Source organism: Tsuneonella sediminis (assembly GCF_051912845.1).
In the GTDB taxonomy this organism is placed as follows: Bacteria; Pseudomonadota; Alphaproteobacteria; order Sphingomonadales; family Sphingomonadaceae; genus Tsuneonella; species Tsuneonella sediminis.
Genome location: NZ_JBNCBU010000001.1, coordinates 1,266,256 through 1,280,000 on the forward strand (window position 1 = coordinate 1,266,256; position 13,745 = coordinate 1,280,000).

General features: G+C 64.2%; 10 protein-coding genes, 1 tRNA gene and 2 rRNA genes (1 of these 13 running past the window's edge). 3 read left to right on the forward strand and 10 right to left on the reverse strand.

Annotated features, from left to right (window positions below; genetic code table 11):
• Nucleotides 1–5: 5 nt before the first annotated feature.
• Nucleotides 6–1,205, forward strand: a complete 1,200-nt coding sequence (locus ACPV3N_RS06480; protein ID WP_440115878.1) for an MFS transporter — start codon at nucleotides 6–8, stop codon at nucleotides 1,203–1,205.
• 78 nt (nucleotides 1,206–1,283) lie between these two features.
• Nucleotides 1,284–3,668 carry a glycoside hydrolase family 3 protein gene (locus ACPV3N_RS06485; RefSeq protein ID WP_440115880.1) on the forward strand — a complete coding sequence of 795 codons (2,385 nt, stop codon included), beginning with the start codon at nucleotides 1,284–1,286 and terminating at the stop codon, nucleotides 3,666–3,668.
• On the opposite strand, the gene ACPV3N_RS06490 is transcribed toward ACPV3N_RS06485, so the two are convergent.
• The 5 genes from ACPV3N_RS06490 to ACPV3N_RS06510 are packed head-to-tail and all read right to left on the reverse strand — an operon-like array spanning nucleotide 3,669 to nucleotide 9,325.
• Nucleotides 3,669–4,712 carry an ABC transporter ATP-binding protein gene (locus ACPV3N_RS06490; RefSeq protein WP_440115882.1) on the reverse strand — a complete coding sequence of 348 codons (1,044 nt, stop codon included), beginning with the start codon at nucleotides 4,710–4,712 and terminating at the stop codon, nucleotides 3,669–3,671.
• Nucleotides 4,709–5,776 (reverse strand): ABC transporter ATP-binding protein, encoded by a 1,068-nt coding sequence (locus ACPV3N_RS06495; protein WP_440115884.1) that lies wholly within the window; start codon nucleotides 5,774–5,776, stop codon nucleotides 4,709–4,711. The genes ACPV3N_RS06490 and ACPV3N_RS06495 overlap by 4 nt, the downstream gene beginning before the upstream one ends.
• A gap of 6 nt (nucleotides 5,777–5,782) precedes the next feature.
• Entirely contained in the window at nucleotides 5,783–6,721 is a 939-nt protein-coding gene (locus tag ACPV3N_RS06500; protein WP_440115886.1) for an ABC transporter permease, read from the reverse strand.
• Nucleotides 6,714–7,631: an ABC transporter permease gene (locus ACPV3N_RS06505; protein WP_440115888.1), complete on the reverse strand. Its 918-nt coding sequence runs from the start codon at nucleotides 7,629–7,631 to the stop codon at nucleotides 6,714–6,716. Before ACPV3N_RS06505 ends, ACPV3N_RS06500 begins: the two co-directional genes overlap by 8 nt.
• Nucleotides 7,628–9,325 (reverse strand): peptide ABC transporter substrate-binding protein, encoded by a 1,698-nt coding sequence (locus tag ACPV3N_RS06510; protein WP_440115890.1) that lies wholly within the window; start codon nucleotides 9,323–9,325, stop codon nucleotides 7,628–7,630. Before ACPV3N_RS06510 ends, ACPV3N_RS06505 begins: the two co-directional genes overlap by 4 nt.
• Before the next feature lie 256 nt (nucleotides 9,326–9,581).
• Between ACPV3N_RS06510 and ACPV3N_RS06515 the strand changes: the two genes are divergently transcribed.
• The gene (locus ACPV3N_RS06515) at nucleotides 9,582–9,926 is read left to right on the forward strand and encodes an ArsR/SmtB family transcription factor (protein ID WP_440115892.1); all 345 of its coding nucleotides are present in this window, start codon (nucleotides 9,582–9,584) and stop codon (nucleotides 9,924–9,926) included.
• Between the two features lie 22 nt (nucleotides 9,927–9,948).
• Here the strand turns inward: ACPV3N_RS06515 and ACPV3N_RS06520 are convergent, their stop codons facing one another.
• The 5 genes from ACPV3N_RS06520 to ACPV3N_RS06540 all read right to left on the reverse strand — a co-directional run.
• Nucleotides 9,949–10,368 carry a protein tyrosine phosphatase family protein gene (locus tag ACPV3N_RS06520; protein WP_440115894.1) on the reverse strand — a complete coding sequence of 140 codons (420 nt, stop codon included), beginning with the start codon at nucleotides 10,366–10,368 and terminating at the stop codon, nucleotides 9,949–9,951.
• The gene (locus ACPV3N_RS06525; RefSeq protein ID WP_440117458.1) at nucleotides 10,365–11,243 is read right to left on the reverse strand and encodes an MBL fold metallo-hydrolase; all 879 of its coding nucleotides are present in this window, start codon (nucleotides 11,241–11,243) and stop codon (nucleotides 10,365–10,367) included. The genes ACPV3N_RS06520 and ACPV3N_RS06525 overlap by 4 nt, the downstream gene beginning before the upstream one ends.
• A gap of 198 nt (nucleotides 11,244–11,441) precedes the next feature.
• Nucleotides 11,442–11,518: transfer RNA gene (locus ACPV3N_RS06530), tRNA-Met, on the reverse strand.
• A 116-nt stretch (nucleotides 11,519–11,634) separates the two neighbouring features.
• A 5S ribosomal RNA gene (gene rrf / locus ACPV3N_RS06535) occupies nucleotides 11,635–11,749 on the reverse strand.
• Between the two features lie 114 nt (nucleotides 11,750–11,863).
• Nucleotides 11,864–13,745: ribosomal RNA gene (locus ACPV3N_RS06540) — 23S ribosomal RNA — on the reverse strand (it continues 911 nt past the right edge of the window).

Consider the following 13,745-nt stretch of genomic DNA (forward strand, 5'->3'; position numbering starts at 1 on the left):
CACGCGTGGCGAGCGCGCCGAGCCTGCCCCGGATCGAGCGTTTCATCCTTGTCTACGCCCTTGCCTGGGCGGGCGGAGCGGTCGCCTACACGCCCTTTCTCACCCTGCTTCTGCCCGAGCGGATTGCTGACCTGGTCGGTCCAGCGCGCGCGGTCGACTGGCTGTCGGCCATTGCGTTCTGCGGCGCGGTCGCGGCGAGCGCGGCGCATATCGCCTTCGGCTACGCGAGCGACATCACCCGCAACCGGCGCGGGTGGATCGCCGCGGGCCTCGCGCTGTCGAGCGCGCTGCTCGCTATCTTCCCTTCGGTATCGGGTTTCTGGGCGACGATCGGCGTGATCGTGCTGTGGCAGTGCGGGCTCAACATGATGCTAGCCCCCCTCGCCGCGCTCGCCGGGGACATCGTACCCGATGCCCGCAAGGGACTGCTCGGCGGGGCAATGTCGTTCGCGCCGGCTCTGGGGGCGGCCAGCGGGGCGCTGGTTACGTGGCCCGGCGTCGCCTCGGGCGATGTCAGGCCGGCGGCCGTGGCGGCGCTCGTCGTCGTCTGCCTTGCACCGGTCCTGCTGATCCGCCTGCCGCGCCCGGTCGACGACGGTGCCGAGCGCGAAGGCTGCCGGGTCGACCCTGCCCATGCGGAAACCATCGGGCGAAGCCGGACGGTTGTCGTGCGGATGTGGCTCGCGCGGCTTTCGCTGCAGATCGCCGAGGCGGCACTGTTCGCCTTCCTCTACCTGTGGTTTCGCGCGGTCGACCCGTCGCTCGGTGCCAGCGGGACCGCGATCGTCTTCGGCGCCGTTCTCATCGTCTCGACGCCGGTCGCGCTGGCAGTGGGCCGCTGGGCCGATCGGCATGGCCGCCCGCTCGCGCCCCTGTCGGCCTGCGCAGCGGTCTCCGCAGTCGGATTGCTTGCGATGGCGCTCTCACGGGGCACCGTTCCGGCGATCGCCGCCTACGGCGTGTTTGGCGTCGCGAGCTCGGTGTTCCTCGCGCTGCATTCCGCGCAGACGTTGAGGATCCTGCCGCGGCCCGACCGGCGCGGGCGGGACCTCGGCTTCTTCAACCTCACGAACACCACGCCGTCGCTGGTCATGCCCGCGCTCGCCCTCGCGCTGATTCCGGCCTTCGGTTTTGCCGGCCTGTTCGTGACCCTTGCCGGCCTGGCAGCGCTGGCGGCGATCCTGGTGCCGCGAATCCGCGTGTAATCCGCCAGTTGACGGTTGATTTCCTCTGGCCACCGTGCCAGCTTGAGAACGTTCACATAAGTGGTGAGAGGGACCGGAATGCGAGTTGGGCTTCTGGCGGCGGTAGCCGCCGCCGCGCTGGTATGCGGGTGCACGCAGGCACGGATCGATACCGGCACCCTCCCCTCGGCCGCGGCTACCGCCGTCACCAGCGAAGATGCGCAGGTTGCCGACCTGCTCGCGCGGATGAGTCTGGAACGCAAGGTCGCGCAACTGATCCAGCCGCAGATCAACTCGTTCACCCCCGAAGACATGGAGCGATACCGGTTCGGCAGCTATCTCAACGGTGGCAACGGCGGACCCGGCGGTAACGAGTTCGCCCCGGCCGCGCAGTGGCTCGCGCTGGCCGACGAGATGTACCTGGCCTCGAGCAAGCCCTTGCCGGGCGGCGAGCCGGTGATCCCCACCATGTGGGGAACCGATGCCGTCCACGGGCACACGAACGTCGTCGGGGCGACGGTCTTTCCGCACAACATCGGGCTCGGCGCAACGCGCGACCCCGACCTCCTTCGCCGGATCGGAGCCGCTACCGCGGCGGAGATCGCCGCTACAGGGATCGACTGGAACTTCTCTCCTACCGTCGCCGTCGCCAGGGATGACCGCTGGGGCCGCACCTACGAGAGCTACTCGGAAGATCCCGACATCGTCGCGCCACTTGGTGCCGCGCTGGTCGAAGGGCTGCAGGGCGGAAAGAGCGAACCGCAGCGGCTGAGGGGCGCCCGCGTCATCGCGACCGCCAAGCACTTCTTCGCCGACGGGGGCACCGCACAAGGGGTCGACCAGGGCGACGTCAACGGCGACATCGAGGCGCTCAAGGCGATCCACGCCAAGCCCTACCCCGCCGCGATCGCCGCGGGCGTCGAGACGATCATGGCGAGCTTCAACTCGATCAACGGCGTGAAGATGCATGGCAACAGGGAGCTGCTGACGGGCGTCCTTCGCGGCGAGATGGGCTTCACCGGCCTCGTCGTCGGCGACTGGAACGCGCACGGGCAGATCGACGGTTGCAAGGTCGACGACTGCCCCCAGGCGCTGCTTGCCGGGCTCGATGTCTACATGGTGCCCGATGACTGGAAGGCGCTTCACGCCAATCTGGTGGCGCAGGTGCGCGATGGAACGATCCCCATGGCCCGCATCGACGAGGCGGTCGGCCGGGTGCTGCGCGTCAAGCTGCGCGCCGGCATCATCGGTCCCGAGAGCCGGAGGCCGTCGGCGCGGCCGGCGGGCGGCAACTGGGCGCTTCTTGGCTCGCCCGAACATCGCGCGATCGCCCGCGAGGCGGTGGCCAAGTCTCAGGTCCTGTTGAAGAACGACGGCGTGCTGCCGATCGCGAGTGGCGCGAAAGTCCTTGTCGCGGGCAGTGCGGCCGACAGCGTGGCCCAGGCGGCCGGCGGCTGGTCGCTGACGTGGCAGGGCGGGCTGGAACTCGACAACGCGACATATTTTCCCGGCGCCACCTCGATCCGCGCAGGAATCGAGGCCGCCGCCCGCGAGGCGGGCGGTTCGGCCGCCTATTCCGCCGACGGCAGCTATTCGACGAGGCCGGACGTTGCGATCGTGGTGTTCGGGGAAAAGCCGTACGCCGAGTTCGAGGGCGACCGGAAGACCTTGGTTTTCGCCGACGAGGAGGGCCTCGCGCTGCTCCGCAAGTTCGATGCCGCGGGCATTCCCGCCGTCGCGGTGTTCCTGTCCGGCCGGCCCATGTGGATGAACCGCGAGATCAACGCCGCCGACGCGTTCGTCGCCGCGTGGCTGCCCGGCGGCGAGGGCGCGGGCGTTGCGGACGTGCTGTTCGGCAGGCGCCCGGCGACCGGACGGCTCGGATTCAGCTGGCCCGCGCAGTGCGACGGCAAGCCGGTCAACGGGCCGGAAGGCGCGCTGTTTCCCGTCGGATATGGACTCTCGCTCGACGTGCGGCAGCCCTCGCGCCGGCTCGACGAGACCTGCGGCTACCTTGTCGCGGGACCATCGTCCGACTGGTTTTCCGCGGGCAAGCTCGCGAACGACGTATCGGTTAGTGCGGGCGGGCAGCCGCTGCCCTCGTTTCGAGGCTCGGCCGGCGGCGTTTCGGTGCGCGGCATCGACTACAAGCGGCAGGAGGACGCGCGAGAGATCGTATTCGGCCCCGGCGCGACGCTGTCGCTGTCGCAGCCCGCGAACGGTACGGGCGCCTATCGCATCCTCTATCAGCTCCCCGCACAGCCCGCAGGGCCGGTCACCCTGACGGTCGGCGGCAACACGGTCGACATCACGCGCCAGCTTGCCTTGAGCGCTGGGAAGGGTTGGCGCGAGATGATCGTGACCGAGGCCTGCGCGCCCAACCTTGGCAAGGGGATCGCGATCACAACCGCCGCGCCGATGACGATGCAGGTCGCGTCGGTCTCGCGCGAGGTGATGCCTGCGGGCGCCGACTGCTCGTTCTGATCAGGCCTGCTCGAGCTTTCTTGAGGCACCGGCCGCGGGAGCGCAGAACGGGCACGCCGAGACCCAGTGACCCGGCAGTGCTTCCTCGAATGGAGGTTCGACCTGCTTCATCCGCTCGTCGTGCGGAGTCGGGCTGCGCGGCCAGAAGTTGCATCCGCTCGGCGGATCGAGCGGCGACGGCGGATCGCCGGACAGCACGATCCGCTCGCGGCTGCGTTCGGCATGGGGATCGGGTTCCGGTATCGCGCTCATCAGCGCCTTGGTGTAGATGTGCAGCGGCTGGTCGACGATCGCCTCGGCGTCGCCCAGCTCGATGATCCGGCCCAGGTACATCACCGCGATGCGATCGGAGATGTAGCGAACGACCGAGAGGTCGTGGCTGATGAATATCATCGTCAGGTCCAGCTCGCGCACCAGCCGCTTGAGCAGGTTGAGGATCTGCGACTGGATCGACACGTCGAGCGCCGAGACGGGTTCGTCCGCGATGATCATTTCGGGTTCGGGTGCGAGCGCCCGGGCAATCGCGACGCGCTGCCGCTGACCGCCCGAAAACTCGTGCGGATAACGCTTCATGTGCGTGGGGTTGAGGCCAACGGTCCGCAGGAGCTGCGCAACCCTGCTCCGCAATTCGTCCCGCTTAACGTCCGGATGGCGGGTCTTGATTGCTTCCGCCAGCGTGTCGAGCACGGTCATGCGCGGGTTGAGCGAGGCGTAGGGATCCTGGAAGATCATCTGGAAGTTGATCCGCTCGCGGCGCACCTCGGCATCGCTCATCGCCGACAGGTCGCGCCCCTTGAACCAGACGTGTCCCGAGGTCGGGCGAACCAGTTGCATGATCGTCCGGCTGAGCGTCGACTTGCCGCAACCCGATTCGCCAACGAGGCCGAGTATCTCGCCCTTGCGGACGGTCAACGATACGCCGTCGACTGCCTTGACCACGCCCCTGCTGGCGCGCGTGAGCAGGTCGCGGCCCATGTCGAAATGAGTGTGCACGTCATCGAGGACGAGCAAGTCTTCCTGCGGATTGCCGATTGGCGCGCTCATGCCCCGGTGCCCTCTTCGACCGGCAAGGCATCGTCGACCACTTCGTCGGCGCGTGCCAGGACGCTCTCGATCGGGCCGTCGCTGTCGCAATAGCCGCACGCGGCCCAGCAATGGCCGGGAGTGATCTCCTCGAGCGGTGGCCGCTCGCCGGCCGGCTTGCCGGTCTTGGGATAGGGACAGCGCGGATAGAAGGCGCAGCGGTCGATCGGCTTCGACACGTCGGGCGGCAGACCCGGGATCGTGTAGAGTTCCTGCCCCTTGGCTTGCAGCGACGGGATCGTCTTCTGAAGCGCCCGCGTATAGGGGTGCCGCGGCGCGTAGAACACCTCGTCCGCGGTGCCGCTTTCCATTTCGCGACCGCCGTACATCACCAGGACCTTGTCGCAGGTACCGGCGACCACCCCGAGATCATGGGTGACGAGGATCACAGCGGTGCCGAGGTCGTTCTGCCTCTGCTTGATGATCTCGAGGATTTGCGCCTGCACGGTCACGTCGAGCGCAGTGGTCGGCTCGTCGGCGATGAGCAGGTCGGGCTGGGTGATCAGCGCCATTGCGATCATAACGCGCTGGCGCATGCCGCCGGAAAATTCATGGGGGTAGCGGGTCACCCGCTTGCTCGCTTCGGGTATCCCGACCTCCTCGAGCGCCGCGGTCGCACGCTTCAAGGCATCGCGGTGCGAGATGTCCTCGTGCGTCTGCAATGCTTCGATCAGCTGGGTCGAGATCCTGAGGTACGGATTGAGCGAGGTCATCGGATCCTGGAAGATCATCGAGATCCGCTTGCCGCGCACCTGGCGCAGCTCCCCGGGACTCAGGCGCAGCAGGTCCCGTCCGTCGAACATCGCAGTTCCGCGCTCGATCCTGCCCGGCGGTTCGGGAATCAGCCGCAGCAGCGAATAGCAGGTCACCGACTTGCCGGACCCGGATTCGCCGACAATGCCGAGTGTCTCTCCCCGGTCCACGGTGAAGCTGACCCCGTCGACCGCGCGCACGATCCCGTCGCGCGTGTGAAAGTAGGTCGTCAGGTCGTCGACGTCGAGCAGGGGACTGGATGGGGAGGACATGGCGGATCAGTCCTTCGCGCTCTTGGGATCGAGCGCGTCACGCAGGCCGTCGCCGATGAAATTGAGGCAGAACAGCGTCGTTGCGAAGAACAGCGCCGGGAAGATCAGCAACCAGGGATATATCTCCATGTTCTGCTGTCCCTCGTTGATGAGTACGCCCCACGATGCGTCGGGCGGCTGCACGCCGAGCCCGAGGAAGCTCAGGAACGCCTCGAGCAGCATCACGGCCGGGACGGTCAGCGTCGCGATCACGATGACCGGGCCGAGCACGTTGGGAATGAGGTGGCGCAGGATGATCCGGCGGTGTGAATAGCCGAGCGAAACCGCCGCCTCCACGAATTCCTGCTTCTTCAAACCGATCACGCCCGACCGCACGATGCGCGCCATCGAGAGCCACTCGACCGCGCCGATCGCGACGAACATCAGCCACAGCGAGCGGCCAAAGGCGACCATCAGCAGGATGACGAAGATGGTGAAGGGCAAGGCGTAGAGCATGTCGACGAAACGCATCATCGACGCATCGGTCTTGCCTCCGAGATACCCGGCCGTGGCACCGTAGACGACGCCGATCGACAGCGCGACGATCGTCGCGACGAGTCCGACCATCAGCGAGATCCGGCCGCCGTACATCACCCGGACCATCAGGTCTCGCCCGAGGGTGTCGGTGCCGAACCAGTGCGCGCTCGATGGCCCCTCGGCGCCAAGGAACAGGTCCTGCGTGTTCGCGTCCCACGGGGTCAGCCACGGGCCCGCGACGCAGAACAGCACGATGGCGATGAACGTGAAGAGGCTGCCGACCGCCAGCCGGTTCTTTCGCAGGCGCGCCCAGGCGTCCTTCCACAGCGAGGAACCCTCGACGAGTTCCTCCTCAGCGATCTCGGACGCGCTCGTGGGCGGCGGGATCGGCTCGTCGCCGAGGACTGCGGTTTCCGAATGGTCAGTCATACTTGAGCCGCGGGTTGAGGGCGACCTGCACGATGTCGACGATGAGATTCATGATGACGATCAGCGTGGCAAACAGGACGGTGAGGCCGAGGACGAGGAAGTCGTCGCGGTTGAGCGCCGCGCGCACGAACCACTGGCCGAGCCCCGGCACCTGGAAGATCGTCTCGACCACGAAGGAACCGGAAATGATCCCCGCGAGCGCCGGGCCAAGGAACGTGATCGCCGGGATCAGCCCGCCCTTCAGGCAGTGCTTCCACACGATCGCGCTTTCCCTCACGCCCTTCGCGCGGGCGGTCCGGACCCAGTCCTGGTTGAGCATCTCGAGCATGCCGCCACGGGTCAGCCGGGCAAAATAGGCCGCGTAGTAGAACCCCAGCGTAGCGGTCGGCAGGATGACGAATTCGGGCCCGAACCAGCCGCCCACCGGAAGCCAGTTGAGGATCAGCCCGAACACCAGCGCCAGGAGCGGCCCCATGACGAACGTCGGCAGGCAGATGCCCGCCATCGAGACGGACATCGGGACGTAGTCGAGCCAGGTGTTGCGCTTGACCGCGGCGAGGATGCCGGCGGGAATGCCGATGCCCAGCGCAAGCAGGAGAGACAGCGAGCCCAGCTTGAGCGAAACGGGGAACGATTCGGCGATGATCTGCGTGACCGTGCGATTGGCATAGACCGCCGACGGTCCGAATTCGCCGCCGAGGACATTAACCAGAGAGGTCACGAAACGCTCGCTCGTGGGCTTGTCGTAGCCGTAGAACGCCTCGATCTGCTTGAGGATGACCGGGTCGATCGCGCGCTCGGTGCTGAATGGGCTGCCCGGTGTCGCCGCGACGAGAAAGAAGGTCACCGCATAGATTGCCAGGAGCACGAGGATGCCCTGGAGCACGCGCTTGGCGATGAACCGGGTCACTGGCGCGCCTCCGATCCGCCGGTCTTGAGCCAGACGTGCTTGTAGGGATGGTTGTCGAGGAGGGTCGGGTTCCAGCCCATCACCCGCGGATCCTTGAGGTATGTCCGCGTGTACCAGTAGATCGGGATCACGGGCATCTCCTCGAGCAGGATGGCCTCGGCCCTGTGCATCAGCTCGACCCGCTCATCTTCCGATCGCGCAGTCCGGGCGGCGTCCACCAGCCTGTCGTACTGCGGGTTGCTCCACCCGGTATCGTTGTTTCCGTTTCCGGTGGTGAACATGTCGATGAAGGTCGACGGGTGGACATAATCCGCGATCCAGCCCGCGCGCGAGATGTCGTAGTTCAGGTTGGTCTGGTTATCGAGATAGACCTTCCATTCCTGGTTGTAGATGCCGACGTTGATGCCGAGTTCGCGGCGCCACAGTTCCTGCACCGCCTCGGCGATCTTGCGATGCGCCTCGCTGGTGTTGATCATGATCTCGATCTTGGGGAATCCCTTGCCACCGGGATAACCGGCGTCGGCCAGCAGGCGCCGCGCCTCGTCGGGCCTGAACTGGACGGCATCTGACGGCTCGTAACCCGGGATGCCCTGCGGCACGAAGCCGGTCGCGGGTTCTTGACCGCCCTTGGTCACCTTTTCGACGATCAGCTTCTTGTCGAGCGCGAGCGCGAGTGCCCGACGCACCCGCTTGTCGTCAAGCGGCTTGCGGGTGACGTTGAGCCGATAGAAATAGTTGCCGAGATAGGGATCGATCCGCAGCTTTTCGGGCATGGTCTTGCGGAAGAACGGTATCTTGTCCGGAAAGACCGTGTTGGTGAGGTGAAGCCGCCCGTTGCGGAACATCGTCTCTTCCGAGTTCACGTTGTCGATCGGATAGAACCGGATACCGTTCAGCTTGACCGTCTCGGCGTCCCAGTAGGTGGGATTGCGCTCGACCTCGAGGACCTGATTGGTCACCCACTGCTTGATCCTGAACGGCCCGTTTCCGACGAAGTTCTCGCGCGTCGACCATCCGCTCTGCCGGTCCGTCATGCCGCCATGCTCCTCGACCGCGCGCGGGTTCACGGGGAAGAAGCTGTAATGCTGAAGCATGAGGGGGAAATACGAGGTCGAACCTTCCAGCTCGACCTTCAGGGTCTTTGCGTCGATGGCCTTGACGCCAACCTGGCCGAAGTCCGTGATCTCGCCCTTGTTGAACTTCTCCGCGTTCCTGATGACGTAGAGCATGGGGGCGTACTCGGCACCGAGTTCCGGGCTCAGCATGCGCTTCCAGCTGTAGACGAAGTCCTGCGCAGTGACGGGATCGCCGTTGCTCCACTGGGCATCGCGCAGGTGGAAGGTCCACTCGCTGAAGTCGGCGTTCGACTCCCAGCGTTCGGCCATGCCGGGCGCCGCCTCGAGATCGTTCGTCGGATGGTAGGCAACCAGGCCCTCGATGAGGGCGGAGATGATATGGTTTTCGGGAACGCCGGTCACGAGGTGCGGATCGATCCCTTTCGGTTCGGACCCGTTGCCGAACAGCAGGATTCCTTCCGCTGCAGCCTTCTCGGTTTCTGGCGGACCGGAATTGCACGCGGCGATTGCCCCGGTAAGCGCCAGGGCGAACAGCAGACCAGCCAGGTGTCTCAGGAACCCGATGCCAGCAGTCCTTCCATGGCGACCGCGTCTGAGGACGTTAACTTGGTTATGCAATACAGGTTCCATCGCGATCAGGATTCCCGCACCGACCTAGCGGCAACCTGAACGGCAGGCCACCCCTCTGCGGGGATGGTCCCGACCGGGAGCGCGAGAGATGGACGGGCAGCAGCGGTCTATATCGACCGGCCTTGCACCCGGAGCCGCTACGGGCGATGGGAGCGCGGGAGCCGTTGCGCCTGCACGCTCCGCAGGAACGGACGGCGGCCACGGCTGGTTTTGCCAGTGACGCGATTTGGACAAGGAGTGCCGGGTGGATCTTCCCCTGGAAATCATGGAGGCGAACGCCGGCCGGGCATCGAGCCTGCTCAAGTCGATGGCGAACGAGGCGCGCCTCATGATCCTGTGCCAGCTTTCGCAGCAGGAGATGACGGTGAGCGAACTTGCTCGGACCGTGCCGCTGTCTCAATCCGCACTGTCGCAACACTTGAGCGTGCTGCGACGCGAACGGCTGGTGAAGACACGCCGGGAATCGCAATTCGTGTGGTATTCGCTCGATAGCGACGCGGCGAAGGCGGTGATCGGAACCCTGTACGATTTATTCTGCGCTCCATCCGCCGGTCAGAACGCGGCGGGGACCGCTGCGGCCGAACGCTGAGAAGCGCCGCCCGGTCGGCCCGTCACAGCCGAGGCCGCAGGGCGGCGAGGTCGTACCCTGCCTCGTTCGCCCGGGCGATCCGCTCGTCGGCATCGAACTCGTGCGGGTTGGCGAGCATCCACAACATGGTCGCTCTCTGCCCGCTGCCGCAGTAGGCGAGCACCTTGCCATCCGCTTCGCGGATAGCGTCTCCCTGGCGCTGGATGGCATCGGGCGTCGGGTTGCCCGGCGCGATTGGGTTATGGACGAAAGTCATGCCCGCGGCCTGGGCTGCGGCGCGGATCTCACCGGCAGTCGTCTGGCCCGGTGCTTCGTAGTCCGGCCGATTGCAGATGATCGTGCCGAACCCCGCCTCGCGCGCGGCGGACACCTCGGCAGGCGACATCTGGCCGCGCACGGACAAGTCCTCGGTCAGGACCTTGGCGTCGAACTCGGAGCTCATACCGCATTCACCGGTATCTTGATGTAGCTCACCCCGTTATCTTCCGGTTCGGGCAACCGGCCACCACGGATGTTGACCTGTACGCTGGGCAGGATGAGTTTCGGCATTGCCAGGCTTTGATCCCGCGCCGTCCTCATTTCCACGAACTCGTCCTCGCTCACTCCATCGCGCACGTGCACGTTTTCACGGCGCTGCTGCTCGACGGTGGTCTCCCACGCATATTCGTCGCGGCCGGGGGCCTTGTAATCGTGGCACAGGAACAGTCGGGTCGCGTCCGGCAACGACAGCACGCGTCGGATCGAGCGGAAAAGCTCACGCGCGTCCCCGCCGGGGAAGTCCGCGCGCGCGGTTCCGAAATCCGGCATGAAGATCGTGTCGCCCACGAAGGCCGCGTCGCCGACGATGAACGCCATGTCGGCGGGGGTGTGCCCGGGAACGTGGAGCGCGATCCCCTCGAGCTTCCCGATTCGGAAGGATTCCCCGTCTTCGAACAGATGGTCGAACTGCGACCCGTCGCGCTCGAAATCGGTCCCGGCGTTGAACAGCTTGCCGAAGACCTCCTGCACCCGGATGATCCCTCGCCCGATTGCCAGTTTCCCGCCAAGCTTGTCCTGCAGGTACGGCGCTGCCGATATATGGTCCGCGTGCGCATGCGTCTCGATCAGCCAGACGACACCAAGGTCATTCGTCCTGACGTATTCCGCGATGCGATCGGCCGATCCGTTGGATGTTCGGCCGGATGCGGCCTCGTAGTCGAGTACGGAATCGATGATCGCCGCCGCGCCCGTTTCCGGATCGTGGACGACATAACTCACCGTGTTGGTCGCCTCGTCGAAAAACCCGGCGATCGAGGGGCGGCGGGACTTGTCCTGCATGGCGCGAGCGATCTGCTCATGCGCAGCCGCCAGCGCGGGATCAGCTTGCGAGAGGATGGACGGGTCTGACATATGCAGATTATCTAATATGCATCACTGGCCTGTCAACTCGTAGCCAGAACTGCGCGGGTAGAGGACCGTTCCTGCTCGCAACGCACAAAGGCCCGCCGCTCCGTGAGAGCGGCGGGCCTTCGAGAATGGTTGCGGGGGTTGGATTTGAACCAACGACCTTCAGGTTATGAGCCTGACGAGCTACCGGACTGCTCCACCCCGCGGCACCGTTCGTTCCCCGGCGCATTCGCGCCGAAGACAAAAAAGCCGCCGCTCGGACTTGCCGGCAGCGGCTTTGTTGAAATCGTGAATGGGTTATCCCGCAATCGCTGGCTGCAATGCCTGGCGGCGACCTACTCTTCCAACGCTTGAGCGTTAGTACCATCGGCGCAGTCCGGTTTCACGGCCGAGTTCGAGATGGGATCGGGTGGGTCACGGACGCTATGGCCACCAAGCAATGGAGCCAGCGAAGGGGGTTTAATCGATGCGTGTTGTTTGATGAGCGTCTGGCTGGACGATCCTCACACACAACGCAGCCTTTGCAGGACTGACGTTGATGATGTGAATTCATCAAGCGCGAACAGAACTATTAGGACCGGTTAGCTCCACACATTACTGCGCTTCCACACCCGGCCTATCAACGTCGTGGTCTACGACGGTTCGATGATTGCTTATCTTGAGGGAGGCTTCCCGCTTAGATGCTTTCAGCGGTTATCCCGTCCATACATAGCTACCCTGCTGCACTCCTGGCGGAATGACAGGTACACCAGAGGTATGTTCACCCCGGTCCTCTCGTACTAGGGGCAACTCCTCTCAACAATCGACGCCCACGGCAGATAGGGACCAAACTGTCTCGCGACGTTCTGAACCCAGCTCACGTACCACTTTAATTGGCGAACAGCCAAACCCTTGGGACCTGCTCCAGCCCCAGGATGTGATGAGCCGACATCGAGGTGCCAAACGATTCCGTCGATATGAGCTCTTGGGAATCATCAGCCTGTTATCCCCGGCGTACCTTTTATCCGTTGAGCGATGGCCCTTCCACGAGGGACCACCGGATCACTATGACCGACTTTCGTCTCTGCTCGACTCGTCAGTCTCGCAGTCAGGCAGGCTTATGCCATTGCACTCTTGCAGACGGTTTCCAACCGTCCTGAGCCTACCATCGCGCGCCTCCGTTACTCTTTAGGAGGCGACCGCCCCAGTCAAACTACCCGCCACAGAGGGTCCCAACACCGGCTAACGGTGCGTGGTTAGACATCAGAAAACAACAGGGTGGTATTTCACCTATGGCTCCACGACAGCTGGCGCCGTCGCTTCAAAGCCTCCCACCTATGCTACACAGTTCTTTCCTAATGCCACTCTGAAGCTGCAGTAAAGGTGCACGGGGTCTTTCCGTCTAACCGCGGGTACTCCGCATCTTCACGGAGAATTCAATTTCGCTGAGCATATCCTGGAGACAGTGGGGAAGTCGTTACGCCATTCGTGCAGGTCGGAACTTACCCGACAAGGAATTTCGCTACCTTAGGACCGTTATAGTTACGGCCGCCGTTTACTCGGGCTTCAATTCGGAGCTTGCACTCCTCCTCTTAACCTTCGAGCACCGGGCAGGCGTCAGACCCTATACGTCGTCTTGAAGCCGACTTAGCAGAGTCCTGTGTTTTTGCTAAACAGTCGCTACCCCCTGGCCTGTGCCCCCCGCTACTGCTTGCGCAATAACGGGGCCTCCTTCTTCCGAAGGTACGGAGGCAATTTGCCGAGTTCCTTCAGGATACTTCTCTCAAGCGCCTTGGTATACTCTACCTGACCACCTGTGTCGGTTTCGGGTACGGTCTATATGGAGAGGCTATTTCCTGGAACCGCTTGGCTGCCCTTCCAATCCAATAAGGAAGAACAACGTCCACGATCCGTCACACATCTCCAGGCCCACGAATATTAACGTGGTTCCCATCGACTACCCCCTTCGGGCTCGTCTTAGGGGCCGGCTCACCCTGCGCCGATTAGCGTTGCGCAGGAACCCTTGGTCTTTCGGCGAGAGGGCATCTCACCCTCTTTGTCGCTACTCATGTCAGCATTCGCACTTCCGATACGTCCACCGTCGGTTACCCTTCGGCTTCACTCGCTTACGGAACGCTCCGCTACCGCTCAGATCAAAGATCTGAACCCTAAGCTTCGGTGCATCACTTTAGCCCCGATACATCTTCGCCGCAGGAACCCTTATTTAGACCAGTGAGCTGTTACGCTTTCTTTAAAGGATGGCTGCTTCTAAGCCAACCTCCTGGTTGTTTTGGGATTCCCACATGCTTTCCCACTTAGTGATGACTTGGGGACCTTAGCTGTAGGTTAGGGCTGTTTCCCTTTTGACGACGGACCTTAGCACCCGCCGTCTGTCTGCCGGATAAGACTCGATGGTATTCGGAGTTTGGTTAGGTTTGGTACCGCTCGCGCAGC